The organism is Synechococcus sp. MIT S1220, from assembly GCF_047303025.1.
GTDB lineage: Bacteria > Cyanobacteriota > Cyanobacteriia > PCC-6307 > Cyanobiaceae > Parasynechococcus.
Genome location: NZ_CP138939.1, coordinates 1,021,539 through 1,046,798 on the forward strand (window position 1 = coordinate 1,021,539; position 25,260 = coordinate 1,046,798).

At 59.1% G+C, this 25,260-nt stretch carries 24 protein-coding genes and 1 tRNA gene; 8 read left to right on the forward strand and 17 right to left on the reverse strand.

The window, feature by feature from the left end; translation table 11 throughout:
- Positions 1-38: 38 nt before the first annotated feature.
- The gene (locus tag SIB64_RS04840) at positions 39-1,484 is read right to left on the reverse strand and encodes a helicase (protein ID WP_413442165.1); all 1,446 of its coding nucleotides are present in this window, start codon (positions 1,482-1,484) and stop codon (positions 39-41) included.
- Between the two features lie 83 nt (positions 1,485-1,567).
- Here SIB64_RS04840 and SIB64_RS04845 point away from each other — a divergent pair, with 83 nt between their 5' ends.
- The gene (locus SIB64_RS04845; protein ID WP_413442166.1) at positions 1,568-2,479 is read left to right on the forward strand and encodes a prephenate/arogenate dehydrogenase; all 912 of its coding nucleotides are present in this window, start codon (positions 1,568-1,570) and stop codon (positions 2,477-2,479) included.
- Positions 2,480-2,486: 7 nt separating this feature from the next.
- Here SIB64_RS04845 and crtD read toward each other — a convergent pair whose 3' ends face one another.
- The gene (gene crtD, locus SIB64_RS04850; RefSeq protein WP_413442167.1) at positions 2,487-3,986 is read right to left on the reverse strand and encodes a C-3',4' desaturase CrtD; all 1,500 of its coding nucleotides are present in this window, start codon (positions 3,984-3,986) and stop codon (positions 2,487-2,489) included.
- Between crtD and SIB64_RS04855 the strand changes: the two genes are divergently transcribed.
- Entirely contained in the window at positions 3,915-4,928 is a 1,014-nt protein-coding gene (locus SIB64_RS04855; RefSeq protein WP_413442168.1) for a fructosamine kinase family protein, read from the forward strand. The two genes, crtD and SIB64_RS04855, sit on opposite strands and share 72 nt — an antisense overlap.
- A 26-nt stretch (positions 4,929-4,954) precedes the next feature.
- Here the strand turns inward: SIB64_RS04855 and SIB64_RS04860 are convergent, their stop codons facing one another.
- Positions 4,955-5,353: a CAAD domain-containing protein gene (locus tag SIB64_RS04860; RefSeq protein WP_413442169.1), complete on the reverse strand. Its 399-nt coding sequence runs from the start codon at positions 5,351-5,353 to the stop codon at positions 4,955-4,957.
- A 74-nt stretch (positions 5,354-5,427) separates the two neighbouring features.
- On the opposite strand from SIB64_RS04860, the gene SIB64_RS04865 reads away from it, so the two are divergent.
- Both SIB64_RS04865 and moeB read left to right on the forward strand, forming a co-directional pair.
- On the forward strand, positions 5,428-5,871 hold the full coding sequence (locus SIB64_RS04865; RefSeq protein ID WP_413442170.1) for a M67 family metallopeptidase: 444 nt from the start codon (positions 5,428-5,430) through the stop codon (positions 5,869-5,871).
- Entirely contained in the window at positions 5,868-7,013 is a 1,146-nt protein-coding gene (gene moeB / locus SIB64_RS04870; protein WP_413442171.1) for a molybdopterin-synthase adenylyltransferase MoeB, read from the forward strand. Before SIB64_RS04865 ends, moeB begins: the two co-directional genes overlap by 4 nt.
- Positions 7,014-7,017: 4 nt before the next feature.
- Here moeB and SIB64_RS04875 read toward each other — a convergent pair whose 3' ends face one another.
- Positions 7,018-8,166, reverse strand: a complete 1,149-nt coding sequence (locus SIB64_RS04875) for a cob(I)yrinic acid a,c-diamide adenosyltransferase (protein ID WP_413442172.1) — start codon at positions 8,164-8,166, stop codon at positions 7,018-7,020.
- Positions 8,167-8,219: 53 nt separating this feature from the next.
- Here SIB64_RS04875 and larE point away from each other — a divergent pair, with 53 nt between their 5' ends.
- The gene (larE, locus tag SIB64_RS04880; protein ID WP_413442173.1) at positions 8,220-9,047 is read left to right on the forward strand and encodes an ATP-dependent sacrificial sulfur transferase LarE; all 828 of its coding nucleotides are present in this window, start codon (positions 8,220-8,222) and stop codon (positions 9,045-9,047) included.
- An 18-nt stretch (positions 9,048-9,065) separates the two neighbouring features.
- Here the strand turns inward: larE and speD are convergent, their stop codons facing one another.
- Together speD and recF are read right to left on the reverse strand one after the other, a co-directional pair.
- Positions 9,066-9,554 carry an adenosylmethionine decarboxylase gene (gene speD / locus SIB64_RS04885; protein ID WP_413442876.1) on the reverse strand — a complete coding sequence of 163 codons (489 nt, stop codon included), beginning with the start codon at positions 9,552-9,554 and terminating at the stop codon, positions 9,066-9,068.
- A gap of 26 nt (positions 9,555-9,580) precedes the next feature.
- Complete coding sequence (gene recF / locus SIB64_RS04890; protein WP_413442174.1) at positions 9,581-10,678, reverse strand: DNA replication/repair protein RecF; 1,098 nt, start codon at positions 10,676-10,678, stop codon at positions 9,581-9,583.
- A gap of 106 nt (positions 10,679-10,784) precedes the next feature.
- Here recF and SIB64_RS04895 point away from each other — a divergent pair.
- Positions 10,785-10,858, forward strand: a tRNA-Arg gene (locus SIB64_RS04895).
- Between the two features lie 4 nt (positions 10,859-10,862).
- Here the strand turns inward: SIB64_RS04895 and SIB64_RS04900 are convergent.
- The 8 genes from SIB64_RS04900 to SIB64_RS04935 all read right to left on the reverse strand — a co-directional run bounded on the left by SIB64_RS04900 (position 10,863) and on the right by SIB64_RS04935 (position 21,359).
- The gene (locus tag SIB64_RS04900) at positions 10,863-11,336 is read right to left on the reverse strand and encodes an N-acetyltransferase (RefSeq protein WP_413442175.1); all 474 of its coding nucleotides are present in this window, start codon (positions 11,334-11,336) and stop codon (positions 10,863-10,865) included.
- Between the two features lie 7 nt (positions 11,337-11,343).
- Positions 11,344-14,343 carry a phosphoenolpyruvate carboxylase gene (gene ppc / locus SIB64_RS04905; protein ID WP_413442877.1) on the reverse strand — a complete coding sequence of 1,000 codons (3,000 nt, stop codon included), beginning with the start codon at positions 14,341-14,343 and terminating at the stop codon, positions 11,344-11,346.
- Between the two features lie 32 nt (positions 14,344-14,375).
- Positions 14,376-15,518 (reverse strand): glutamate--cysteine ligase, encoded by a 1,143-nt coding sequence (gshA, locus tag SIB64_RS04910; RefSeq protein WP_413442176.1) that lies wholly within the window; start codon positions 15,516-15,518, stop codon positions 14,376-14,378.
- On the reverse strand, positions 15,515-17,035 hold the full coding sequence (locus tag SIB64_RS04915; protein WP_413442177.1) for an anthranilate synthase component I family protein: 1,521 nt from the start codon (positions 17,033-17,035) through the stop codon (positions 15,515-15,517). Before SIB64_RS04915 ends, gshA begins: the two co-directional genes overlap by 4 nt.
- A 68-nt stretch (positions 17,036-17,103) precedes the next feature.
- Entirely contained in the window at positions 17,104-17,535 is a 432-nt protein-coding gene (locus SIB64_RS04920; protein WP_413442178.1) for a photosystem I reaction center subunit II PsaD, read from the reverse strand.
- A gap of 91 nt (positions 17,536-17,626) precedes the next feature.
- The gene (locus tag SIB64_RS04925) at positions 17,627-18,937 is read right to left on the reverse strand and encodes a sensor histidine kinase (RefSeq protein WP_413442878.1); all 1,311 of its coding nucleotides are present in this window, start codon (positions 18,935-18,937) and stop codon (positions 17,627-17,629) included.
- Positions 18,938-18,987: 50 nt separating this feature from the next.
- Complete coding sequence (gene rodA, locus SIB64_RS04930; protein WP_413442179.1) at positions 18,988-20,280, reverse strand: rod shape-determining protein RodA; 1,293 nt, start codon at positions 20,278-20,280, stop codon at positions 18,988-18,990.
- A 2-nt stretch (positions 20,281-20,282) separates the two neighbouring features.
- The gene (locus SIB64_RS04935; protein ID WP_413442180.1) at positions 20,283-21,359 is read right to left on the reverse strand and encodes an Mrp/NBP35 family ATP-binding protein; all 1,077 of its coding nucleotides are present in this window, start codon (positions 21,357-21,359) and stop codon (positions 20,283-20,285) included.
- Between the two features lie 116 nt (positions 21,360-21,475).
- Here SIB64_RS04935 and hemF point away from each other — a divergent pair, with 116 nt between their 5' ends.
- Positions 21,476-22,573 (forward strand): oxygen-dependent coproporphyrinogen oxidase, encoded by a 1,098-nt coding sequence (hemF, locus tag SIB64_RS04940; protein WP_413442181.1) that lies wholly within the window; start codon positions 21,476-21,478, stop codon positions 22,571-22,573.
- Positions 22,574-22,617: 44 nt separating this feature from the next.
- On the opposite strand, the gene SIB64_RS04945 is transcribed toward hemF, so the two are convergent.
- Genes SIB64_RS04945 through SIB64_RS04955 form a run of 3 tightly spaced genes read right to left on the reverse strand, consistent with a single transcriptional unit; the run spans position 22,618 to position 24,468 of the window.
- Positions 22,618-23,469: an N-acetylmuramoyl-L-alanine amidase gene (locus SIB64_RS04945; protein WP_413442182.1), complete on the reverse strand. Its 852-nt coding sequence runs from the start codon at positions 23,467-23,469 to the stop codon at positions 22,618-22,620.
- A 6-nt stretch (positions 23,470-23,475) separates the two neighbouring features.
- The gene (locus tag SIB64_RS04950) at positions 23,476-24,030 is read right to left on the reverse strand and encodes a cofactor assembly of complex C subunit B (RefSeq protein ID WP_413442183.1); all 555 of its coding nucleotides are present in this window, start codon (positions 24,028-24,030) and stop codon (positions 23,476-23,478) included.
- 54 nt (positions 24,031-24,084) lie between these two features.
- The gene (locus tag SIB64_RS04955) at positions 24,085-24,468 is read right to left on the reverse strand and encodes a Pex protein (RefSeq protein WP_413442184.1); all 384 of its coding nucleotides are present in this window, start codon (positions 24,466-24,468) and stop codon (positions 24,085-24,087) included.
- Positions 24,469-24,591: 123 nt separating this feature from the next.
- Between SIB64_RS04955 and SIB64_RS04960 the strand changes: the two genes are divergently transcribed.
- Complete coding sequence (locus SIB64_RS04960; RefSeq protein WP_413442185.1) at positions 24,592-25,236, forward strand: ribonuclease D; 645 nt, start codon at positions 24,592-24,594, stop codon at positions 25,234-25,236.
- Positions 25,237-25,260: the final 24 nt, after the last annotated feature.

Consider the following 25,260-nt stretch of genomic DNA (forward strand, 5'->3'; position numbering starts at 1 on the left):
TTCGTTCAGGGTAAAGAGCTCCAGCAGCCTCGGAACGATCAGTCCGGCAGGAGTCTCTGGAGAGGAACCCAGGGCTCGAGGCGCTGAAGCACCTGCTCTCCCCAGCCTCTGCCGCGGATGCGGCCGTCCAGCACAGCCAACCGTCCTCCACTGCGCCTGAGCGGTGCCATGGCCGCCGGCAAGAGGCTCAGTGCTTCGGGTAACAACAGGGTGCGAAACCAGTCGCGACCCTGTTGTTTCATGACCTCCACCCTGGCAGACGTCAGTGGGCACTCCAGGCTCGCGATTGGAAGCAACCCAATGATGAGTTGATCGAGCTCGGGCAGTCGATCTTGGTGCTGGAGCCACCAGCTCCAGCGCGCGCTGATCACACCATTCACATCGGGAGCTGTGGATTCCTCCATCACCCTGCTGCCGAACTCACCGGCCAGTGCGCTGGTGAGGCGTCGACGCAGATCCCGGTCATCGAGCAGAAGCATCGTCAGTCCTGCACGGCCAAGGATCAGCCTTCGGCTCTGCTCCAGTAGATGGGTTGCGAAAACCTCCGTATTGGGAAGGGGCTGGCGCCGGGGTGCATAGAGGGGCAGCGGTTCCTCAAGATCCGGTTCTTTCAGGCTGGCACTCACATCGGCGTGAAAACCTGCTTCTTCGAGTTCGCTCTGGAGCCGATTGGTGTCGCCAATGCTGTTGAGAAGCAGTGCAGGTCTGTCGTTCAGGAGTCCCGGTAAGAGCGGCAGGGGTTCAAGAGGCTCGAGGTGCCAAGTCCATTGCAGGAGGCTGTGGTCAAGCTCCGCCCAGCTGGCCCACTGCCTGGGATCAGCTTTCAGCAAAGCTCCCCAGGGTTCTGGGCAATGGCCGATGACCCGAAGCAGATCGCGCAGTGCTTGGGGGTCTCCGCCATCCAGTCGCATTTGGGCATCGACGCGCGACGCCTGACCAAACAGCCGGCGCGTCAGACGGTCGTGAATCTGCTGGAGAGCCTGATCGGCTTCTGGATGGGCCCGTCTCAGTTGTTCCCAGTCCGTGGATTGAATTCGGATCGCCATGTCGCGCCGGAGTCGGCGGGTCAGTTGATCCGCCTGCGGAAGGAGGAGCTGCCGTTGCCCAAGGCTGTTGTTGCGGTAAGCCTCAACCAGTTCCGCCGTATTCATCAACCACAGGGTCTGATCGCCGGGAGGTTGAGGGCCTTCCCAACAAGGAAGGCGAAAGCCCAGCGCATGGAGCTTTGGCAGCTCAACCTGTTGCAAGTGGCGACGCTGCTTGGCATTGACAACGAGGGCGATCTCTCGGCTGCCAAGACAGAGCGGCACAAGCAGTCCAAGCCACCAACGCTCATGACTGCAGGGGGCGAGGTGGATCAGGGTGCTGTCCCGTCGCCGCAGGCTTCGGCCCACCAGACGGCTCAGCGTCAAATGATGGGGCCAGTCCGAGGCCCCCTGCCGCAGCAGTGTCTTGAGCTGAAGGTGAGCCTGCGCTTCAAGCATCCGGGCACCTTAAGCAGAGTTGACCCCGGGAATCGTTCATCGCAATCCATCGATCAACATGGAGGCAGTGCAACAGCGGTGACATGAACCCACAGCCGCGGAAAGTAGGGGTTGTGGGGCTGGGGTTGATCGGGGGATCCATCGGCCTCGACCTGCAATCTCAGGGGTGGCATGTCCAGGGACTGGTTCACCGGCAGGTCACGGCTGAACGGGCGCTGGCTCGCAGACTGGTTAATCAGGTGAGCACCGAGCCTGCCTGCCTTGCTGATTGTGAGCTGGTGGTCTTGGCGTTGCCGATTCCGTTGCTGCTCCATCCAAACCCCTCTTTGGTTGCTGCTCTCCCTCCCGCTGCAGCGGTGACGGATGTGGGCTCGGTCAAGCAGCCGGTTCTGGATGTCTGGAGCACGCTTCATCCACGCTTTGTGCCCAGCCATCCGATGGCCGGAACTGCTGAGGCTGGGGTGGAGGCAGGTCTCCATGGCCTGTTTCAGGGGCGGCCTTGGATTGCAACGCCGAACAGCAGCACGGATTCCGCTGCGCTCGAACAGATTGAGCAACTCGCCAGGAGCCTTGGTGGTCAGTGGCTGACGGCCGATGCAGCTCAGCATGACCAGGCTGTTGCTTTGATTTCCCACCTTCCGGTCCTGGTCAGCGCTGCTCTGCTGCGGGCGGTCGGAGAGGAAAGAGATCCCGCGATCCGACAGCTGGCCATGCGGCTGGCATCCAGTGGTTTTGCCGATACGAGCCGGGTTGGTGCTGGTAATCCCGCGCTTGGAGTGGCGATGGCCTCCAGCAACACTGATGCGTTGATGCGCGGTCTGGCCGCTTACCGCTGGAGTCTTGAGCAATTGGAGGAGGCCGTTCTGAACCGGAACTGGCAGCAACTGGAAGAGGAGCTGAAACGAACGCAGGCACTCCGCCCTCCTTTTCTTGCTTCACCGGTAAGCGGCCTCTCCTGCGAGGAGAGCGGCACGGAAGACCCGGCCGGATCTTGAATTCCGCTCAGCTTTCCACCCGCAGCTCCTGGCCCCGTTCCGCCAGCAGCTGACGCGTGGCGTTCAGTGCCGACAGGCTGACGCCAGCCGTTCCCTCCCCGGGGTGCAGGCTGTCGCCGCATAACCAAAGACCTTCCAGTGGAGTGCGGCTAGCGAGGCCGAAGGGTCCGAAGCGGCTTGGGTGCTGCCCCAATCCGCCAACGATGCCGCGGGGCCGTCCTGTCCACCCGGCAAATCCCCGGGGCGTCGCGAGCTCCGTGTGGATCCAGGCTGAAGGTGGAAGATCCAGCCAGGTGTTCAGCTCCTGCTGGATAGCGAGCAGTTCTGCGCGTTTGCGCTGTTGATACTCCGTCTCGGGCAGGCGGCACCAGTCACCGGTTGGCGTGAACACACTGGCGATCAGTGTGGCTTGCCCCAGTGGTGCTCTGCCGTCTCCATCGCTGCTGATCGAGAGGAATAGCGAACTGTTGTGTCGCCAGCTGCGTTGCAGATGACCAGGGCAGCCCTCCGGAAGAACATCCCTGGGCAGGACGCCGTAAAGAACCAGTGCACCACTTGGCTCGGGGAGATCCCGCAACCGATTGAGATATCCATCTGGCAGATCTCGCGGCATCAGGTCGAGCAAACATTGAGGGGGGAGGCTGCAGATCACGTCTTCAGCTTCAAAACTGCTGGTCGATCCTTTGACGCCCTGCGCCTCAACGATCCAGCCGGTTGCATGTCGTTCAATGCGGGTCACGCGTTTCTGAAGCATCAAGACCCCACCATCCCGTTCCATTGCCGCGACCAGTTGATCGCTCAGGATCTGCATTGAGCCATGCAGATGCCAAAGCCCGAGAGGTGCCTGTGCCATCTGAAGGACTGTGGCTCCATAAAGCGCGGCGGTGCGATCTGAGGGTTCCTGGGAATACAGTTTGAGCTGTAAATCCAGGAACCTTCGAAGCCGTTGATCGGTCCCGCAGCCGCAAAGCCGCTGAAGATCAGCGATCGTCATTCCACTTAGCAGTCCGGAGAAAACGGTGGATGGTCTTAGGGCACGAATCAGCTCCCGTAAATCCCAGGCAGATCGTGGGGTGACAACTGGATCGCGACCAGCAAAGGCCCAGTTGCTTTGATGAATCGCCGCGCAAAGCGTCCAGAACGATTCGCTGCCGGGAAACTGCTGTTGGCGTTCTTTCTGCCAGAGCTCTGGGTCATGCCAGAGCTTCACCGCTGGTGAGCCGTCAGCCAGATCGACCACACAACCTGGATCGAGGATCTCCGCCTCAGGCAGAGGCAGCGCTAGGTGTTTGAACAGCCGCGCGTGGCTGCCCCCGGGTTCCAGTCCAGCCACCTGGGTGGCGCCCACATCAAAGGTCCATGGGCCGCGCCGGAATGTTCCCGCACATCCGCCTGGCTGGCGGTGGGCCTCCAGCAGGGTGACCGGTACGCCTTCATGGGCCAGCAGCGCCGCGGCGGTAAGACCGGCGATTCCGCCGCCGATCACGATCACGCTGGACGTGTTCAAGGAAGGTGTTGCGATCAGGCCATGCTGGCAACAGCTCCTGATTCCCTGCGGATGGATGCACGCTTGCGGCAGGTTTTAACCGGCACCGATGGACCGCTAGAAGGGGCGACGATTGTCTCCAGCGATCCCGTCGGTGGCGGCTGCATCCATCAGGCTTGGCGGCTCAGGCTCTCCGACGGACAGCAGCTGTTTGCCAAATCTGGGGTTCGGGAGGCGCTCGATTTGTTCGAGGTGGAAGCGGAGGCACTTGAAGCGCTGCATCTCTACGCGGATGCCGACCTGCTTGTGGTTCCTCGTCCGCTGGCATTGCTGGCGACGCAGGATGCCGCCGTCCTTTTGCTTCCGTGGTTGGATCTGGGTGGAGTAGACCAAACCAGCCTTGGACGGGGGCTCGCGCTTCTGCATCAACGCTCAGCGGAGGCTTCAACGGGAGGGTTCGGTTGGGGCCGGGATGGATACATCGGCGCTGGCCCTCAGCCCGGTGGGTGGAGGGCCAGTTGGGGGACGTGTTTTGTGGAGCTCCGTCTCAAGCCTCAGCTGGAACTTGCCGTGGAACGGGGGTTGATCTCAGCTCGCACGGATCAGCTGATGCAGCGCTTGGAGGATTTGTTGAACGGGCTTGAGGTCAAACCCAGCCTTGTTCACGGTGACCTTTGGGGAGGAAACGCCGGGGTTCTCCAGGACGGAAGAGCAACGATCTATGACCCTGCATCGTGGTGGGCCGATCCCGAAGTTGATCTGGCGATGACGTGCATGTTTGGAGGTTTCTCTGATGCATTCCGTCGTGGCTATCGATCGGTTTGCACTAGGAAAACTGGTGCTGAAGACAGAGTCGAAATTTATAACCTGTATCACCTGCTCAATCATGCAAACTTATTTGGAGGAAGTTATTGCAAGCAAAGCGAGGCCAGCCTCAAGAGACTGGCCCGAGAACTGACCTGAGTCCAGAAATGGAGTCTCGGTTCAGGTCAGCCCAGATATTCCTGACGCAAAGACTGCACTTTCTGAACCAGAGCGGAGCGCTTCTCACTGGTGGTCAGGTTCTTCCAGCTCCATTGACCAACGACGACGACTCCCAGCAGTTCAAGCAGGCCGGGGACGACCGGCAGAAGATTGATAGTGTCCAGAATGCCTTTGATCAGGATCTGGGCAACGATCACGGCAGCAAAGATGCCGACAATCTTGCCGATGCGACCCATCTGGGTCCAGTCGACCTTGTCAAGGGTCTCATTCACTTTCCCCAGCACTTCGCTGTAGCGCTCCGAAAAGGACGCAGTCTCTTCACCTTTTGGGGAAGAAGATCCGACATCAGCCGTCCAGGCCTGGCCGGTTGGTGCATCCTTTACTTCAGTGGTGGCGTCACTCATTGGGACGGAAGAGTTCCTTAACAACGTGCGCAGAGCGTATCGGTGGGAAGGCGTTCTCGCCATCTCTGCTGTGGATGAATCATCAATGTCTCACCGTTCTCGAGCACACGATTCGATGCACAGCTCCCCAAGAAGGTTGCGCTTTGCTGCTCGGCCATCGGTTGAAACGGGATGTCTGGCATCTCAGCAACGTGTGGCCTTGCTGCAACATTTGGCATCCCCAAGCGTCGCGTCGTAGTCGCTTTGCGCTGGATCCGCGCGAACAGCTCGCAGCACAGCGGTGGGCCCGAGCTAGAGGCGAGCGGGTGATTGGGGTTGCCCATGGCCATCCCCACTCGGAGGCTTACCCCTCATTCCATGACCGCCGACTTGGTTTGGTGGACCACCTGATGGTGATCGGTGGTGTCCATGGCGACCTCAGGGCCTGGTGGCTCCGTGTCGATCGAAGCACCGAACTTGTCCCCATCACTGTGCAGGACACACTGAAAGATGAGATCAGGTCGGACCTTCCGTCATGACTTCTGCATTGGATTCTTCCGATTTGAACCCAGCGGAGCGTGAACGTTATGCGCGCCACCTGATTCTTCCCGAGGTTGGACTGGCTGGTCAGAAACGGTTGAAGGGGGCATCCGTTCTTTGTATCGGCACCGGTGGGCTTGGGTCTCCATTGCTGCTCTATCTAGCGGCGGCAGGTATCGGACGTCTCGGCATCGTGGATGGCGATCACGTGGATGTCTCCAATCTCCAGCGGCAGGTGATTCATTCATCCGATTGGATTGGACAGTCCAAGGCGCAGTCAGCGGCGGCTCGGATCCAGGGCCTCAACCCCCATTGCCATCTCGAGGTCCATGACCACATGCTCACCATCGACAACGCCTTGGATTTGGTCGGTTCCTATGACGTGATTTGCGATGGAACTGACAATTTCCCAAGCCGCTATCTGATCAACGACGCTTGTGTTTTGCGCGGCAAGCCACTGATCTATGGGTCGGTCCAACGATTTGACGGTCAGGTCAGTGTCTTCAACCGCACTCCGGACAGTCCCAACTATCGGGATCTGTTGCCGGAGCCTCCTCCACACGGGGCTGTGCCTTCCTGTTCGGACGCAGGGGTAATAGGTGTGCTGCCTGGTCTGGTCGGCCTGCTTCAGGCCACCGAGGTGATCAAGCTGATCACGGACATTGGTGATTGCCTGGATGGTCGATTGCTGGTGGTAGACGCTCTATCGATGCGTTTCCGAGAGCTGAAACTGCAGAAGGATCCCGATCGCCCCGCCATCAAAAACCTGATTGACTACGGCTTGTTCTGCCGCCCGGAGCCCCCTCTGATGGACAGCATCACCGTTGCTGAACTGAAGTCTTTGTTGGATTCCGATGCCAGTGATGTTGTGCTTGTTGATGTACGCAATCCAGCCGAAGCGGAGGTGGCTGTGATTGCCGGGAGCCATCTGATTCCCCTGGCCACAATTCAGAGCGGTGAAGCTGTCGAGCAGGTACGCGAGCTGACTCGGGGTAAACGCTTGTTTGTCCATTGCAAAATGGGCGGTCGGTCTGCTCGCGCTGCAGAAGCCTTGGCTGAACACGGTCTTTCGGCCATCAATGTCGCAGGTGGAATTGATGCCTGGGCGGAGCAGGTGGATCCTTCCATGGCGCGCTACTAAGGCTCTAGTAGTCGACCCCGCGCTTCAGGTCTACACCCTGCTCTGCGTAGTGTTTGTGGCACACCATCTCCGAATGGATGCTCGCCAGATCGAAGTAGGCGGGCGGATTTTTGCAACGTCCAGTGATGATCACCTCTGTCTCCGCCGGTTTGCGCAGAAGGGTTTGCACGATCGGTTCCACCGGCAGCAATTCGAGATCAACTGTGGGGTTCAGCTCGTCGAGAATCACGGTTTTGTAGAGACCGCTTGAAATGGCTGCGCGGGCAATTTCCCAGGCGCGTTCCGCTTCCACGTAATCGATCGGTTCCTGCTGGCCTCGCCAGACGATGGCATCGCGGCCGGAACGCAGATGATCAACCAGATGGGGATAGCTCTCCCGCAGCGCTGCGATGGCCGCGTCCTCCGTGTAACCCGAGCCCCCTTTCAGCCATTGAAGAATCAGAACGCGGTGACTTTTGTCCTGGCTGATGCCACGGCCGATGGCTTGCAGGGCTTTGCCGAGTGCGCTGGTGGATTTGCCTTTGCCCTCCCCGGTGTAGATCTCGATCCCACTGTTCAGCGTTAAGGAAACAACCCGTTCATCCTCCAAGCCCGGTCGACGGTGCGCTCGCATTTCTGAATGGAGGTCGGCGCCTTGAATCAAGCCCGCCGGAGCAGCCCGACCGGTCACAATGATTTCCATCCCGGCTGGACGGTTCGCCAACGTGCGGACGACGTCATTGACATCCAGCAGTCCGAGCTCGAGAACGGGGTTGAGTTCATCAAGCACCACAACGGAATAAAGGGCACTGGCGATCGCCCCCTTGGCGATCACCCATCCCCGTTCCGCTTCTTCCCGGTCGAAGCGGGTGGCCTCATCCGCTGTGAAGTGATCGGCACGACCTGTGCGGAGGTGGTCGATTAGGTGGGGGAAGCCCTGCTGTAGAGCTTCAATCGCCGCGTCCTCGTCGTAAGCCCGACCAGGCCCTTTCAGAAAACGAAGCAGAAGGACCCGCGTGCGGCGTTGTTCGCAGATCCCCAAACCGATTGTTCGGAGCACAACTCCAAGGGCAGCCTGGCTTTTGCCTTTTCCCTCACCGTCGTAGATGTGCAGCTGTCCATGACTGCGCTCGCGGCTGTCAGCCGCCGTGACGATGCCGATGCTTCGTGGCATGAAGGCAGCTCTTACCTTTGGAGCCTAACTAGATCATTCCGTTTCACCCAACGATGTTTCGGCTGCAGGAGGCGCTCACGCCAAAGGATGAGGATCTGCTTCTCAGCCTGCGGCAGTTCATGGCTGCAAACCACCCCACATGCGTTGCTTATTCCGGTGGGGTAGACAGCACACTTGTGGCAGCGATTGCTTTTGAACAGCAGGGTGATTGTGCTTTTGCAGTAACGGGTGTTTCACCAGCTCTTGCCCCTCATCTGCTGGAAGAAGCGCGAACACAGGCGCGTTGGATCGGAATCCCCCATCGGGAATGCGCGACCCGGGAACTTACCGACCCCGATTACACAAGCAACCCGAAGGACCGTTGTTACGCCTGTAAGCGAGAACTGCACACCCAGCTTTCAGAAATTGTTCTCGAAGCCGGGGGTGCGCAGGTGATGGATGGCGTCAATCTCGATGATCTCGGTGATCACCGTCCAGGTATTAAGGCGGCTCAAGAGCGGGGAGTTCGATCACCGCTGGCGGAACTGAGGATCGGCAAAAACAGCATCCGTGCCCTTTCGCGGGCGTTGGGATTTCCTTGGTGGGACAAGCCTGCTCAGCCTTGTCTGGCATCTCGCTTCCCCTACGGTGAAGGAATCACTGCAGAGCGGCTTAGGCGTGTGGGGGCTGCGGAGGCCTGGTTGATCGCACGGGGTTTTGAGCGGGTGCGAGTTCGCTGCCAGGGGTTGGCGGCCCGGTTGGAGGTCCCGCAAGACCGGATCGGCGATCTGTTTGCCCTGGCAGAGAGGGAGCCGTTGGTGGACGAGATCCGTGCATTCGGCTTCACCTCGGTGAGCATGGACCTGGAGGGGTTGGTGAGTGGCAAGTTGAACCGCCCCTGAGACGACCCCTCCGGTCGTTCAGATCGAAAGAGACAGTGGTGTTGGCGTTCGTGGTTCGCTGCCTACCGAGGCCGGTGTCTCCCGCAGGAAACTACGGAGTGCATGCCGGCCGGCCTGCAGCTCATCACGCATCACCTTGCAGGCCTGCTCAGGCATGGTGTGATCGCCACAGGTGAAAACATCCACTGCGGCATAGCCGTTTTCAGGCCAGGTGTGAATCGAGATGTGGGACTCCGCGAGGAGTGCAAGACCGGTGACGCCTTGGGGTTCGAACCGATGGGTGATCAGGTTCAGAAGGGTTGCACCAGCACGTTTTGCAGCGTTTGTGATGGTGGTCCTGAGAAAAGCTTCGTCGTTCAGCTTGTTTGGATCGCAGTCGTAGAGCTCGAGGATGCAGTGCTTTCCCACCATGTCGGTGGCCGCGGTGGTCAAGTCTGAGTCGGGATGGCCGGATTCAGTGCCTCGCCATCCCGGGTTGGGATGCAAGTCAGTGAGGCTCTGCTTCATCAACTGCGAAAAAAAGCCCATGCACCTTATCCGACATTCAATTCTGGACTCAGTTCTCTTGCACCCAGAATTTGGGCGTGCTGACGCCAACCGCCTTCAAATGCGTTGAGGTGGGTGGCGCTGATCAGGCACTGGTGAGAGTGCCCGACTGCCTCGAGAAGCAGCTGCTGGCGATCTGGGTCGAGCTCAGCCAGCACATCATCTAGCAGGAGCAACGGAGGATCGCTGCAGCGTTGGCTAACCAGCTCCAGTTCAGCCAGCTTCAGCGCTAGCACCAGTGTTCTCTGCTGACCTGCCGAACCAAACCTCCGGGCTGCACTTCCCCCGAGCAGGAAAGCAACCTCATCCCGATGCGGACCAACCCGGCAGCTACCGAGACGTTCTTCCTCGGGGCGTTGCTTTTTAAGTTGTTCTTCGATCAAGAGTCGCCAGGGTTCTTCGGCTTCGTTGGCGTCCAGTTTGCTGCCGGGTCTGTAGCTCAGCTCAAGCTTTTCGTGGCCGCGGCTCAGATGACTCTGCCACCGCTGGGCGATCGGTTCGAGATGGTTGAGAGCACGCAGGCGCCGGCGATGAATTCGAGTGCTCACCAGCGCCATCTGCATGTCGAAGGCATCGAGCAGGGAACCCCGCTCCTCGATCCCATAGTTGCCGAAACGGCGCCATATCTGACTTCGCTGTCGCAGCAGGCGGCCATAACGACTGATCAGATCGGAATAGACCGGTTCGAGCTGCAACACGACGCGATCAAGCCATTGCCTCCGGAGAGCCGGTTCGCCTCGCACCAGATCAAGGTCCAGTGCGCTGAATCCGACACACCGCAGTGGGCCGATGAGGTCATGCTGGCGTTCCAGCGCCTTCCCATTTCGACGGGCGAGTCGTCCTCCGGAACGGCGCAGTTCCAGTTCCAGCTGATCACCGTCGCCGACTGAGGCACGGAGCATGGCCCGGTCGGACTGCCACTGAATCAGATCACGATCATGGCTGCAACGATGGGACCGCAAGGTGCCCAGCACTTCCACCGCTTCAAGCACATTCGACTTGCCGATGCCATTGGGGCCGATGACCAGAAGTCTCGGCTGGGTGATCGTCAGCGAAAGAAGGGACTGATTCCGGAACCCCTGCACAGTCAGCTGCTGAAGCTGGATGGGTCCTTGGGCGGCTTTTGGTTAAGGTACCTCTTGTGGGACGGCTGAGAAGCCGAACTTCCACTGCGGCTTTGAGCCGATCAGTGGGCATGTAGCTCAGTTGGATAGAGCATCAGATTCCGGTTCTGAGGGTCGGGGGTTCGAGTCCCTCCATGCTCGTGACTCACTCCGAGGTTTTGGGTGACTTGAGTTGAAGCCCCATCGCTCTGATTCCGCCTGGGTCGATCACGAAACCATTGGTTTCTAGAGCTGCAATGGCAATGCTTGGTGCTGAAACCGACAAGCTGCACCCCGGTAGGTCTCTCCTCAGAATGTGCAGGGCGCGATGGACGAGAACCGTAAACAGTTGTTGTTGATCCGGTCCGGGACGGGCCGACAGATTCCAGAGGTTCGCATTCAGTGCGAGATCACTCGTGGCGCGGACGAATCCCACCAGTTCTCCGCTGGATTCCTCAATGATGCTGAGCTGCCAGAGGCTGGACTCGAGGGCACGTTCCCAATGCTGCTCTGGATGGGTGCTCTCCTCGCAGGATGCGAGCAGATGATTGAGGGCAGCAGCGGTTGGCACTGCTGTTGTTTCAAGCACGTAACCACTCGGTAGACGCGGCACCACGGGTTGTTGGAAAAAGGGAAGCAAAGCGGTTTCAACCCGTGTTCCGCATGCCTGCCGCGATGCCGTTCAGGGTGAGCAAAGCTCCCCGCAGCAGTTCGCTGCGGCTGTAGGTGCGACGGTCCTCTTCCATCCCAGGTGTTTCGCTCATCGGGGGCTGTCGGTTCTGATCACGGAGCCGCAGCAGAAGAGCAACCTGCAGGAATCCAAGCGGAACAATCGTTCTGTTGCGTAGATCAACCGAAAGTTGAAGTGCCCGGTCGGCACCGAGGAGCCGTGATTGCCCGGTAATCGCCAGCACTAGAGAACGGGTCAATTCATATTCGTCTGCAATCGCGCCAAAAATGCGCTCGAACGCGTCTCGGTTCTGGGGTGAACCAAGGCTGATCGTGTAATGGTGGGCGAGCTCCAGATCAACCTTGGAGAGAGTCATCTCCACTTTGGAGATCAACATTCGGAAGAACGGCCAGCGCTGATGCAATCGCTTGAGCAGGTCAAGCTGTTCTGGATCAGCATTCACCTCCGAAGCCAGCGCGGTCCCCACTCCGAACCAGCTGGGAAGAAGAAACCGACTTTGAGTCCAACCAAAAACCCAGGGGATGGCCCGAAGGCTGGAGAGATCCTTCGCACCTGTTTTGCGTCTTGCAGGCCTGCTGGAAATCTGCAACTTGCTGATTTCTTCAATCGGTGTGACCTGCTGGAAGAACGCAACCAAGTCCGGGTTGTCGTGCACCAGGGCCCGGTAGTGCTCGCGGGACCGGCTCGCCAGTCGGCTCATCAGCTGGTTCCAGCTCGGTGTCGCATCCAGTTGGTTGGTCACCAAGCTGTTCTGAACGACAGCTGTGGTCATGGTCTCCAGGTTGTAGAGCGCCAGTTCAGGCAAGCTGTATTTCGACGCCAGCACCTCACCCTGTTCCGTGATCTTGATCCGGCCAGACAAGGTACCGCTCGGCTGGGCCAGAATTGCCTGGTAGGCAGGACCGCCACCGCGACTGACGGATCCACCACGTCCGTGAAACAGGCGCAGAGCGATTTTCTGTCGGCTTGCCAGCTCCTGAAGTGCCATTTGAGCTTGATGAATTTCCCAGTTGCTGGATAGAAACCCAGAGTCCTTGTTGCTGTCGGAATAACCGAGCATGAGCTCTTGCAGTGGCTGGCGCTGACTGCCCACAACAGGGAGCAGCTTCCTGTACCTCTGGGACTGGAACAGCTCCTCCATCACCTCTGGAGCACGCTGCAGATCTTCAACGGTTTCGAACAGTGGCACCACGAGGAGAGATGCATGCTCGGCAGTTGGGTCCACCAGGCCGGCGTCCTTCGCCAGCAAGAGAACCTCCAGCAGATCCGACACGGTGTGACTCATCGAGATCACATAGGAGTTGCAGATGCGCTGCCCGAACTCCTGCTGCAGGCGCTGCAGCATCCGGAACACAGCCAAGGTCTGGGCGGTTGCGTCTGACCAGACCACTCCTGCAGGGATCAGAGGACGCTTCGTCTGCAACTCACGATGGAGCCATTGCACCCGTTCGGACTCATCCATGTCTCCATAGGGCCGTGGCAGTTCGAGATAACGACTCAGCTCATCAATGGCATCGCTGTGCCGGGTGCTCTCTTGTCGGATGTCCAGACTCGCCAATGAGAAGCCGAAGATGTGCACCTGGTTCAGAAGGGTGTCCAGCTGCTCGCAGCTCAGCTCGGTGCTCACCAAGCTGTTGCGGATCAGTTCGAGATCGCTGCGGAATTCATCAATGGCGGCGTAGTGCAGTACCTCACCAACCGAAACCCGCTCTTGGTTCTGGGGAACAGCCTCCTGGGGCGTTTGCCAGCCGGCTTCGGAGAGTTGGTTGTTGCGTTGCAGTGTCCGCTCAAGTCGTTCGAGCACATAGCTCAGCTTCAAGCGGTATGGCTCCAGCCGATAGCGGGCCGCCCGTTCCTCATAAATTTCCGGGAAGCGAAGACGATCCATTTCCAGCGACTCCAGCAACGCTGGAGCCACCTGGCTCCACTGCATGGAGATGCTCAGCTGGTTGCGAAGCCCCTGGACCGAACTGATGTATCTCTCCAGCATGAGCTGGCGTTGAAAACATGCGGTTTGCCAGGTGATTTCGGGCGTAACAGAGGGATTGCCATCCCGATCGGAGCCAACCCATGATCCGAACGTGCAGAACGCTGCCTGCGGAAAGCGCACATCGGGATAGTTGCGTTTCAGAGCCGAGGTCAGACGGCGCCGCATCTGGGGCATGGCGTCGAACAGCACCTGCTGGAAGTAATGCAGAGTTGAGTCCACCTCATCGAGCACCGTCGGCTTGAACTGATGGAGTTCATCGGTGCGCCACCACAGGCGGATCTCCTCCTGGAGCTGCAGGCGTAGATCGTCCTGTTCCGGTGCGGTCAGGGTTCGGTCCGACTGCAGCCTCTGGAGGAGATGGGCCACCCGCCTTTGCTTGTGTCGCACGGTGTGCCGCACGATCTCGGTTGGGTGGGCGGTGAAGACCAGACGGATATCGAGTTCCTGCAGAAGAGTTTCCACCTGGCCAGGGGGAACATTCAGTCGCCTCAACCGTTCAAAGAGTTCGCCGAAGGTGGCGGGGTCGGTCTGGCTCGCTAAGGGTGGAGCGAAGGGATCGAATGTGCCGCTCTGTAGTGTCCCTTGCTCGAGATTCGGTACCAGACTCGCTAGATAGCCGTCCTCTTCAATTCTCTGTTCAAGGATGTTGATGAGTTGGAAATAGAGGGAGAAGGCACGGGCCGCTGCGATGGCTTCAGCGAGATCCATCGCACGGATCAGCTCGATAATCGGTTCGCTGACGGTATTTCTGTCGCTGTCTGGGCTTTGCAGTGCAACCGGGTCGGTGAGTTTTTTCAGCCGAAGAAGACGTTCGCTCTGCTCCGGTGGACATTCACTGCGTAGAACGTTTTGCCACAGCTCTTCAACCAGCTCCAGCCGCTGATGGAGGAGCCGTCCTGTGCCTGAGTCAGCACCACCTGCCATGGGCTGTTCGCCTTCGCGAACGTTGACGGTGGACTCGGGCATCGAGGCTCCGCTGGACTGATGTTTGGCCATGATCATCCCAAAGCGGCGCTCTTGTTCAAAGCAGCCACCTCTTCGTTCTCCATCGCGAGGGTCCCCGCAGCGAGCAAGGCACTGATCGTTTGCCCCTTGGCATAACTCTCGAGCCAACGCATGGCCTGGTTTCCGTTTTCAAGAAGCCCTTCAAGGGGCGAAAGCCGTTCCTCTACCTTCTGCGACTCAGCCAGAGCTTCAACCGACTGGATCAGTTCACGAATCCAGTCTCTGCAGGAGATCAATGCGCCGTCGGACCAGTGGTTCAACGTTGCATTGAGGCTGTCCGAAGCTGCTTTCTGGTCGTTCGAATCGGCCAGTCGTTGCAGTTCGCCCGCTGAAAGCTTGCTGGAGCGCAGGGGGTCGAATTGCTCCGGGTGCAACATCAGCAGTTGGACGCGCAGTTCGAGCAATGCGGTGATCGCGATCAGCTCTGCAGGATCGGTCACCAGATCACAGATGCGGAGTTCAAGACGGTTTAGGTTGTAAGGACGATCCGGTCCGTTGGGACGAACTGAGGTCCAGAGGTGACGCTCATTGTGCATCGCACTGCTGGTGAGTTGCTCCTCAACCCAGTTGATGTAGTGCTGATGATCGAGGAAGAGGGGCACCTCTTTGGGTGTCAAGGGAAACTGATGCCACCGCTGTGAATGGCGACCAGTTGTTTTGCCTGCCAGGAAGGGTGAACTGGCGCTCAGCGCCAGCAGTAAGGCGGCTTCACACCGCACAAGCCTCACGGCCGCGAAGAGAAGCTCGAGATCCTCAAGCCCAAGATTGATATGCACGCTTGCGGTCACCACGCTGGTTCCGTAGGTGTCTTCAATCAATTGGTGATAAGGGTTGTTGGGGTTCGAGCGTTCAAAGCATTCGGGGTTCCCCAAACTCAGCGTGCTGCCTGGCAACAACGTCAGGTCGCGGGCTGACAGCCAAGTACGCAGCTCACGTCGAGGCGTGAGAAGTGCATCTTCCAGTTGGTCGTAGGCGGCAAGTGGAGCCGTGATGTACTCGAGATTGCGTCGATCAGGTTCCGTCACAAAACCGGGAAGATCCCGGATGACTTCGCTGGAAACACCAACGTTTTCGCCAGAGGATCGACCGGTGAAAAGTTCAACCTCGAAGCCCTTGAGCAGCGGAGCGGTGCTCATTGCTTTGATGAATTCAGGCAGGCCAGGGCAGTCAGCATGCCTCTTGCTTTGTTGAGTGTTTCTTCAAACTCTGCAGCGGGCTTGGAGTCGGCGACGATACCGGCACCAGCCTGCACCTTCACCGTCGACCCACCCCCGCTGTCGGGTTGAACCACCATGGTTCGGATCGTGATGGCTGTGTTTAGCGCGCCGGCGAGATCCACTGAGCCGTACACACCTGAGTAGGGCCCTCTGGCATCCGGCTCTAGATCATGGATGAGCTGCATCGCCCTGATCTTGGGCGCACCACTCACGGTTCCGGCGGGAAAGGAGGCCTTCAGCAGGTCCCAGACATCGTGATCAGGCGTCAGCCGGCCTTCGACCTCGCTGACGATGTGCATCACGTGGGAGTACCTCTCAATCACCATCAGGTCCTTGACCTGAACACTTCCCGGCTGACAGACCCTGCCGAGGTCATTCCTTCCAAGATCAACAAGCATCACATGCTCGGCCCGTTCCTTTGGATCGGCCAAAAGGTCGGCTTCTAGCTCTCTGTCCTCCAAAGGGGTGCTTCCTCGCGGTCGTGTTCCCGCGATCGGCCTGAGACTAGCTCGGATGCCATCCGGAGCTGGTTCCGCATTCACCATCACCTCAGGGCTCGAACCGATCAGCTGCCAGTCACCGAAATCGAAGAAGGCCATGTAGGGAGATGGATTCACCATTCGCAGACTCCGGTAGAGCTCCAGCGGTTGCTGAGGAACCTGGGTCTGAAGTCGCTGACTGATGACAAGCTGAAACACATCACCGGCGGCGATGTGGTTTCTGGCCGTTTCAACGGAATGTTCGAATTCCGTACGGCTTCGATTGCTGTTGACCGTCGTTAGTTCGCACGGTGTTGGGCTCCAAGGCAGTGGAGCGATGGGGGGGAGCGGTTCGTTCATGCGGTACCGCAATTCCGCGATCCGATCGCAGGCTGTGTCCCAGGAGTTCTGTTCACTGGCTCCACGCTCAAGGTCTGCATAGGCCACAGCTGTGATCACTCGCTTGACCTGATCAAAGATCAAGACGGCATCCATAAGCATCCAGATGCCGTCCGGCGGATCTGCGTGAGCGCGCGGATGGACCGGAACCGTGGGTTCAATCCAGCGGATTAATTCATAACTCCACATTCCGTAGAGCTGACCGAGCGGAGGAAGACCAGCAAGCTGAGAACAGCGATAGGAGCTGAGGTAACCCTTCAAGGCGTCGAATGGATTGCCTTCCGTGCTGTCTCGACGGCCATCCCTCCAGACCCGCTCAACAACCTCAACTCGCGCAGTTGCCGTCCAGAGAGGATCACATGCAATCACACTCCAACGACCGAGAGTCTCACCACCCTCGATGGATTCAAGGAGCACGCCGGGGGGATGGGACGCCCCAACCTTGATCCATGTGGTCAATGGGGTTTCAAGATCCGCTGGCCAGCTTTCGGCCAGCGGTATCAGATTGGAACCGTTTGTAGCTGCCTTGCTGAAGGCGGCTCGATCAAGTTTGAACATGTCGGCATCCTGCCAGTCTCACAAGACGTTCGAGGGGAACGACGGTGATTCCGCAGGATGGACGCGATTCAGGAGTCGAAGGTGTTGCGACCGGTGAACTTGATGTTGGCTGGATTGGTGTTCTGACCAATCCGGCGGGCGTTGTGGCCGACAATCTCCCTGCCTTCATTCACCTTCTCAGGGAAGACGCCGTCTGCAGGATGGAGGTATTCGGTGTCGCCACCGGGGAAGATCCGATAGATCTTGTAGTCCTCAATCCGGGGCTTGAACTTGGTGCGGAGCTGAGTGCCCAGGGCGAGGCACTGCTCCTTGCGGGCGAAATACATGATGTTTTCGCCGGAGTTCATCATCGCGGCGCCGCCTGTTGGCAGCTCAAAAGCCTGAGCTGACTTGCTGCTCCAGGTAATGGCGTATTTCTCTTCGGTTTCAGCGGAATTCAGCAAACCACCGGTGCTGCCGATGAACTGAGGAAGCTGACCGCTCAACGCCGATTCTGTCATTGCTGCAGGACTCCAGACGGGCCGTTATGGCTGGAAAGTAGCACCGTGACGTGGCCTTGTTTCACCTCCTCGTTACATCCGTCACACCCCTTCATTCTGGTTCGGAGGCCAGTGGAAAGAACACGGTGAGATTGCGATCCCGCCGTTGTCGGTAACGGCCGCCAAGGCTTGCCAGCAGTTGACGCGTCGCCTGCTGGCTGAGTTGGAGACTGCCGGTGGTTGGATCCCAGCTGAGAACGGTTCCAACCTGGGCGTTTCGCTGTTGTTCTTCCTGTTGCTCATCGGCCTCATCGATGACCTGCCCAGGAAGTTTGACCAGGATCTGAAGCTTCAGCCTGGCTCCCGCCGCCCGCAGCAGCAGCAGCAGCCGACTGCCAGTGGGTAGGCCGCGGCAGGCACGATCAATTAGTCCGCCCAGCATGGGCTCTAATCGGCGTGCATCACTGAGCACCTGGGGCAATGGTGTTTCCAGATCCAGATCCAGCACGATTCCACGACGCTCCAGTTGTTCAGTCCACCCCGTGGCAAGGGAGCGGAGAATCCGTTCGAGATCGGTACGCGCAAGGCTGGCCTCACCCGGCTCTCGCTGCAGCTCTGCCGCATGAAAGATCAGCCCAAAGCGATCGATCTGCTCGCTGCACTCCACATCGATTTGCTTTAAGCGCTTCATCACCACGGCAGGCAGGTCTTTACGACGAATCAACGATCTGATCAAGGTCCGAATCGTGGCGAGGGGAGTTCGGACTTCATGGGTGAGAGCCTCTAGCAGCCCGAGTTCATCGCGAACGGGAGCATTGCTTTTTGGTGGTCCTGCAGTGGTTTGAAATGTGAGGCTTGGAGCCGTGGTTGTCAGCCTCTCTGCCAGACGAGGCCAGAAGAGCTGCGGAAGGGTTGAATCGGTGTGGAGCGGCCCAAGCCGTTGCAACTCCTCCTGCAGTTGCGCAGCGAGATCTGGATGGTGTTGCTGCAGGCCACGCCCGATCAAGGCCAGAACATCTCCCAGCGTGGTCGGATCACACCGCATCAGCAGTTGTCTTTGCCCCTCTCGGCCCTGGAGGCCGATGACGAGCTGAATGGATGGCGTGATCACGATTAGAAACGGATCCTGGCTGTCCTCCGGGTCGAGAACCAGTCGGCGGTAACGCGCCTCGCTGCAGAGCGTGGCGTCATGGCTGCCGGTTCCGGGCAATGCGACGGCCGCTGGGGCCAGCCGTTCCAGATCTTCTGGTGCCCAAATCCACCCCTGCAAGGTGTCGAGCAGTTGGGGCTCGTACAGAGCTGGTAAGGGCGCCGCGAGCCAAAGCCCCTGTTCGTTTGGGCTGAGTACATCCTGTTGCAGGGTTTCCAGTGCGGCCCACCACATCCGCCTCACCCCAGCTTCATCACAGTGGCCTGAGGGCATCCCTTCCGCCAGACGTTGACGCAGTTGATCGAAACGGAAGCGTTTCTCGCTCACCGACGTCCCGTGATCAGGCTGCGGCTCTGGCGCACCACGGAGAGACAGAGCCCCAATGAGATGAAGTTCACAATCATGGCCGAGCGTCCGTAGCTCAGAAATGGGAGTGGGATCCCCGTCACGGGGCCGAGCCCGATCGTCATGAAGATGTTCACCACCACCTGGAACATCACCATGGTGCCGATTCCGATCACAACCAGTGCTTCGAAGTCACTCCGCGCATTCCTGGCGACCTGGAGCAAACGGCCCATCAGCAGGGCAAAGCAGATCACAACGAAAAGGCAGCCAATGAAGCCTGTTTCCTCCCCCAGGGCGCTGAAGATGAAATCAGTGTGCTGCTCCGGGATGAAACGGAGCTTGGTGAGTTGTCCCTGCAGCAGGCCTGTGCCGAACAAGCCCCCTGAACCGATTCCAACTGTGCTCTGCAGCAGGTGGTAACCACCACCGAGGGGGTCTTGGGAGGGATCCAGAAAAAGGACGAGCCGATCGCGCTGGTAATCCTTGAGGCCATGCAGCCACAGCCATGGTGTGACCAGGGCCATTCCTCCATGCACCAGAAGTGTGACGAAGGCTGCCAGGCGCTTCCACGGCAGAGATCGGTAGGCGATGACAGCCATCATCGGAATCCAGGCGGCCATTGCCCAAGGCAGAAGGCCTGAGAACAGCGCTGTCAGCAGAGGCGACAGCAACAAAACGACCCACTCGATTGGCATTCCAGACCAATAAAGCATCGTCAGCAGCAGAGCTCCGAAGACCAGAGATGTCCCAAGATCCGGCTGGATGAAGACAAGGAGCCAGGGAATCGAGATCACTCCGAGTGGCCGTAGAAGATCGATGGGACGCTCAGCTGGGTGGCGAGACAGAACCGCACCCAGCAGCAGGATGGCCGCTATTTTCGCGAATTCGGACGGCTGCACATGCACCCCGCCGATGCTGATCCACCGCTGTGCGCCAAGGGCCGTTGTGCCAATCAGTCGTACAGCGATGAGACTCACCACCGTTAGCCCATATACAGGGATTAGCAGAGGCCGCAGCCTGGTGAGCGGGATCCGTTGAAGAATCAGAGCGATGGCCAGCCCGACCACTCCCGTGAGCCAATGCATCGCGCCGAAGCCGGTGCGTTGCCAGAAGGTTCGGAGATCTCCGTTCTGCAGGTATGAGATCAGATTGGTATCGGCCTGACGTTCTGTACTTACAACAAGGACGCCCGACAGGGCCACCAGTGCGATCGGAACCCCCCAGAGCACCCACTCACGGGCTTGTCTGCGGCGGCCACGACTGGCAAACATCTTCAGGTTGTCTGGGCGATCGTCTGGCTGAGAGTCTCAGCCAGGTTGCTGAACTCCGTGGCGCTCACCGAATCACGACGACTGATCACAATCGGGCGTCCGGTGTCTCCCCCTTCTTGAACGGGCATCTCCATCGGGATCTGGGCAAGCAGAGGGACCTCGTAATCCTCGGCCAGGCGCGCGCCACCACCGCTACCGAAAAGCGCGTAACGACGATCGGGCAGGTCTGGAGGGATGAAGGAGCTCATGTTTTCCACGACACCGAGAATGGGGATTCCCATCTGGCGGAACATGGCCAAGCCTCGTCTGGCGTCTTGCAGTGAAACCTGCTGAGGTGTCGTCACGATGACAACGCCGGCCATGGGAACGGCCTGGGCTAGAGAAAGTTGGGCATCACCGGTTCCGGGAGGGAGATCCACCACCAGCACATCCCGCTCACCCCACTCAGCTTGGTAGAGGAACTGCCGAATAATGCCGTTCAGCATTGGGCCTCGCCAGATCACCGGCTGATGCTCGTCGATTAGCAGTCCCATCGACACCATGCCGATGCCGCAGGTCTCGATCGGGACGATCTGCTGCTGGTCACCACTGCCGTGCACCTCCGGCGTTTGATCCGCCACACCAAGCATGGTGGGGGCATTCGGCCCGTAGATATCGGCATCGAGCAATCCAACCCGCAGGCCCTGCTGGGCCATGGCACAGGCCAGATTGACAGCCACCGTGCTCTTGCCAACCCCTCCTTTCCCGCTGCTGACGGCGATGACGTGTTTGACCCCCGCAATCGCCTGGCGTTCCGCAGGCTGGCCGTGGCCAGCCTGGCCAATACCCCCCTGACTGGCTGGTTGGCCCAGTTCGATCTGGATGTCATCGATGCTGTCCAGTTGGATCAGTCGATCCCGCGCTTCCGTCGCGATTCGGTCGCGCTGTTTCTGCGCAAACCCCGGCAGGGACAGGCGAAAAACCACACGCGGAGGTACGACGCGTACCTGATCAATCCAGCCCAGCTCAATGACATTGCGTCCACTGCCGCTGTCCTTGACCTGTTCAAGGCAGCTGCGCGCTTGCTCCTCCGTGATCATGTCAAGGGCTGATGCGAGCCGGATTTTAGAGGTGGCCTCCCGTGACAGTCCCTGACGGGATCTTGTCTGTGTCTCACCTGACCTGTTTAGGTTCACAGGTCATCGTCTGCAGCTTCATGGTTCGCACCCTGCTTCAACAGGTTCTTGGTCGCTCCGGGAAGCAGGCGGCCAAAGCTGCTAACGCCCCCCTCGAATTACCCCCAAGCGGATCTCGCGAACGGGCCCGATCGATGGTGATGGGTTTGCAGGATGAGATCTGTTCAGGACTGGAAGCCCTTGATGGACAAGGTCGTTTTGCCGAGGAGAGTTGGGAACGTCCTGAGGGGGGGGGTGGCCGGTCGCGCGTCATGCGCGAGGGGCGCGTCTTTGAGCAAGGCGGTGTGAATTTCTCGGAGGTGCAGGGAGAGGAACTTCCCCCTTCGATTCTCAAACAGCGGCCAGAAGCCAAGGGGCATCCCTGGTTTGCAACCGGTACCTCGATGGTCTTGCATCCTCGGAATCCCTACATCCCAACGGTCCATCTCAATTACCGATATTTCGAAGCAGGGCCGGTTTGGTGGTTCGGAGGTGGTGCTGATCTAACGCCCTATTACCCGTTTCTTCAGGATGCACGGCACTTTCATCGGACCCACCAAGCTGCCTGTGACTCCGTTCATCCAGATCTCCACAAGGTGTTCAAGCCCTGGTGTGACGAATATTTCTATTTGAAGCATCGCGGTGAAACCCGCGGCGTTGGAGGCATTTTCTATGACTATCAGGATTCGAACGGCGTCCTGTACAAAGGGCAGGATCCGAAGGGTTTGGCGGCCCAGACCTCCAGCCAATTAGGGGCCAGGCCCCTCGGTTGGGAACAGTTGTTTGCGCTCGGTCAGGCGAATGGAAGGGCGTTTCTGCCGGCCTATCTGCCCATCGTCGAGAAGCGGCATCCGATCAGCTACGGAGATCGCGAACGCGATTTTCAGCTGTATCGCCGCGGCCGTTATGTCGAATTCAATCTTGTTTGGGACCGTGGAACCATCTTCGGATTGCAGACCAATGGCCGAACGGAATCCATCCTGATGTCGCTGCCTCCTCTCGTGCGCTGGGAATACGGCTACAAATCTGAGCCTGGATCACGGGAAGAACTGTTGACTGATCTGTTCACCAAGCCTCAGGACTGGCTGAGTGATGCATCGCTTGAGGACCGTTGTCGTCCTCACAATGCGGTCAATTGACTGATGTCCTGAATTGATTCGGCATGGGCGGCCTGCGTTGGCCCTTACGCAGGCTTGATCCCTCGTTCCAGGGCATTCACGACGCGTTCGGCAAGGCATGTCACGGTGGCATCGCTTGCTACTGGATCGCGGAGCCGTTTCTCAAGTTCGCCCTGGAGCATGCCGATCTCCAGAATTCCGATTCCGCGGCGTGGTCCGCCAAGACCACCCCGAAAGTTTCGCGGGAAGCGTCCAAAAGCCTGGGCCAGGCTCTCATCTACGCGGTTCAGGCGACGGTTGATCGCCGGGATCAGACCTGATCCGAACCCATAGGGGCTGTAGGCATCGAAGTGGATTTCCAGCACGTACTCTCCACGTTCAGAGCGGCGTTTGGCCTGAGACCAGTTAGTGCGTGGATCGTTGTGGTTACGAATCGTCAGGGCTGACGGGGTGTATGCGGTGATGTTCAGCCCGCGTTCCAGCCCGAGGCGAACCACTTCCTGTTGCACTTTGAAGTTCCAGAAGAGTTCATCCCGCATGCGGGAGTCCATCGGCTTTTCGTTGCGCACGTCAACGGCGTATCCCGGTGTCCCCGAGCCGTCCATGTTCTGTGAATCGGCATGGCCGGCCATCACGACGATTGGCAGGTTTGCGGAGACCGGATCGAGTCCCTTCCAGTTGCCGGGAAGCCTGGTCCTGGGCCCCATCAGTGGGTCAGGATTCCGGATGGCTGGGCAGGACTCCGTCTTCGGCTTCGGTGCTGGTGGTTCAGTAGGGATGAGCCAATTTCTCCCGGCCAGGGTGTAGTTGAGAGGGGATTCGGCGGCATTGGCCAGGACAAGCGCGAGCACCGACAACAGGCCGATCGATGCCGGAACCGTGATCCGACGACGGCACATCCAATCCGGCAGGGGCATGGGTGATCAGATTGGTGAGGTGAGCAGGGAGCCGTTGCTGGATAGCTGAAGTGATTGGCCTAGATCAAGTTCGATAGCGATCAGTTCGTCCCTGTGGGCGCGAAGTCGAAGAGCGCTGCCTTCGGAATGTTCGGTCTCCAAGAGTTGGAGTTCCAGCTCCTCGCTGCGTGCTGCACGCCTGGTGTAAAACCAGCCAGCGACGGGTCCGAGGCTGATCATTAGAAGCGGCCACCAATGCAGTTCTGGGATCAGCTGCCGTAGAACCAGCCCGAAACAGCTGCCCCCGATCGCGGCTAGCAACGAGAGCAGCACCGCCAGGGGGCGGCTGGCCGAAACCTGCCCCCTGAACCGCAACACCTTTCTGTCGGCGTCTCCGCCGTGGCGTGTCCAGCCCCGAGCCTGCAGCCATTGGGTTAGTCCCTCGAGAACCTCCAAGGGCGGACGGGGGGAATGGACATCCACAACCGTTGTGCGGTCTTTGCTGGCGGCCCTGAGGAAAAACATCAGGCCAATGGCCAGCAAGACCGTCAGCAGCAAGGTGGACTGAAAGCCCGCAGGCATGAGCTCAAACATGCGCTGGCAGAACCTATCGAAGTCCTGTGGTGTTGTCGTCGCCTAAGACAGGACCAATCGATGGGAATTCACCCAGCTGTGCCATGGCGTCATCAGGCGCTCCGCTTCCCCTCGGGCGGTCGGGAGCAGGTGAAGCATCCGTCGGGGCCTGCCACGACTGGGGCACCGCTGGGTGTAAGTGGTGATTGACCCCTGCTCCTCCAGAAAATCGAGGGCCTGCTGCAGCACGGTTTCCGAGAGGCGCAGCTGCGGCTCCTCTCGCATCAGTTTCTGAAGAAGGCCGGAGGGGTAATTGTCGTCCTTGAGCAGGCACTCAAGGACCCAGCACACGGCCAGTTCCAAGTCCAGAAACTGTGGTGGCGGCTGGCGAAAGTACTGTTCGATGTCGGCAAGACATGTGCGCGAGGGCTTTCGTCGGGAGAACACAGCGGCGGTGACGCTATCTCCATGAAAAGCGATCTCATTTTGAGATTCAAGAGGGAATGTTGGTTCAGTTGTGCGTCTGAGGATCACACTGGCGTTGCTGGCCTGTTTCCCGTCTTCCCCTGTATGGCTGAATCGCCCTCATCCCCCCGCGAATTCGCTGTTTTTGATGGTGATCTGGATGGCGCATGGGTTGAGCGCTACCTCGGAATGCCCGCCTTGGCCGTTGATACCGAGGCGATGGGTCTCGTGCATGGTCGCGATCGTCTTTGTCTCGTTCAGATCGCTGATGCGGAGGATCGAGTCGCCTGCGTGCGCATCGGCCTCGGTCAGTCTGCGGCGCCAGGGCTGAAGCGTCTGTTCGAAGCGGATCGGGTGGAGAAGGTGTTCCACTACGCCCGCTTTGACGTTGCCGCTCTGGCGAGTGGACTCTCGATCGAGGTTCGCCCCGTGTTCTGCACAAAGGTCGGCAGCCGATTGGCCCGCACCTACACCCCGCGCCATGGACTGAAGGACTTGGTCATGGAACTGGTCGGAGTTGAGCTTGATAAGGGTGCCCAGAGCAGTGATTGGGGGCGTGTTGAAGAGCTGTCCGACACGCAGCTCGCCTACGCTGCTAATGATGTTCGCTATCTGCTTCCGGCTCGGCGACGGCTGGAGCAGATGCTCCGACGCGAAGGACGCTGGGATCTTGCTGAGCGTTGCTTCCGTTGCATCCCTGTGATGGCTGAACTCGATAGTCTGCGCTTTACGCAAACGTTCGAGCACTGATTTCAGGGATGGATGGATGCTTGT

Excerpts from the sequence above, each read along its gene's own strand:
- hemF (WP_413442181.1), top strand. The coding sequence starts at position 21,476 with ATGGTTCGCACCCTGCTTCAACAGGTTCTTGGTCGCTCCGGGAAGCAG.
- SIB64_RS04925 (WP_413442878.1), bottom strand. The coding sequence starts at position 18,937 with ATGCCCTCAGGCCACTGTGATGAAGCTGGGGTGAGGCGGATGTGGTGG.
- rodA (WP_413442179.1), bottom strand. The coding sequence starts at position 20,280 with ATGTTTGCCAGTCGTGGCCGCCGCAGACAAGCCCGTGAGTGGGTGCTC.
- SIB64_RS04855 (WP_413442168.1), top strand. The coding sequence starts at position 3,915 with ATGGGCCAGCAGCGCCGCGGCGGTAAGACCGGCGATTCCGCCGCCGAT.
- SIB64_RS04950 (WP_413442183.1), bottom strand. The coding sequence starts at position 24,030 with ATGCCTGCGGGCTTTCAGTCCACCTTGCTGCTGACGGTCTTGCTGGCC.
- moeB (WP_413442171.1), top strand. The coding sequence starts at position 5,868 with ATGACTTCTGCATTGGATTCTTCCGATTTGAACCCAGCGGAGCGTGAA.
- SIB64_RS04875 (WP_413442172.1), bottom strand. The coding sequence starts at position 8,166 with ATGCCACGAAGCATCGGCATCGTCACGGCGGCTGACAGCCGCGAGCGC.
- SIB64_RS04920 (WP_413442178.1), bottom strand. The coding sequence starts at position 17,535 with ATGACAGAATCGGCGTTGAGCGGTCAGCTTCCTCAGTTCATCGGCAGC.
- SIB64_RS04860 (WP_413442169.1), bottom strand. The coding sequence starts at position 5,353 with ATGAGTGACGCCACCACTGAAGTAAAGGATGCACCAACCGGCCAGGCC.
- SIB64_RS04840 (WP_413442165.1), bottom strand. The coding sequence starts at position 1,484 with ATGCTTGAAGCGCAGGCTCACCTTCAGCTCAAGACACTGCTGCGGCAG.
- gshA (WP_413442176.1), bottom strand. The coding sequence starts at position 15,518 with ATGAGCACCGCTCCGCTGCTCAAGGGCTTCGAGGTTGAACTTTTCACC.
- ppc (WP_413442877.1), bottom strand. The coding sequence starts at position 14,343 with ATGCCCGAGTCCACCGTCAACGTTCGCGAAGGCGAACAGCCCATGGCA.
- larE (WP_413442173.1), top strand. The coding sequence starts at position 8,220 with ATGTTTCGGCTGCAGGAGGCGCTCACGCCAAAGGATGAGGATCTGCTT.
- SIB64_RS04945 (WP_413442182.1), bottom strand. The coding sequence starts at position 23,469 with ATGCCCCTGCCGGATTGGATGTGCCGTCGTCGGATCACGGTTCCGGCA.
- SIB64_RS04960 (WP_413442185.1), top strand. The coding sequence starts at position 24,592 with ATGGCTGAATCGCCCTCATCCCCCCGCGAATTCGCTGTTTTTGATGGT.
- speD (WP_413442876.1), bottom strand. The coding sequence starts at position 9,554 with ATGAAGCAGAGCCTCACTGACTTGCATCCCAACCCGGGATGGCGAGGC.
- SIB64_RS04845 (WP_413442166.1), top strand. The coding sequence starts at position 1,568 with ATGAACCCACAGCCGCGGAAAGTAGGGGTTGTGGGGCTGGGGTTGATC.
- SIB64_RS04915 (WP_413442177.1), bottom strand. The coding sequence starts at position 17,035 with ATGTTCAAACTTGATCGAGCCGCCTTCAGCAAGGCAGCTACAAACGGT.
- SIB64_RS04865 (WP_413442170.1), top strand. The coding sequence starts at position 5,428 with ATGAATCATCAATGTCTCACCGTTCTCGAGCACACGATTCGATGCACA.
- SIB64_RS04935 (WP_413442180.1), bottom strand. The coding sequence starts at position 21,359 with ATGATCACGGAGGAGCAAGCGCGCAGCTGCCTTGAACAGGTCAAGGAC.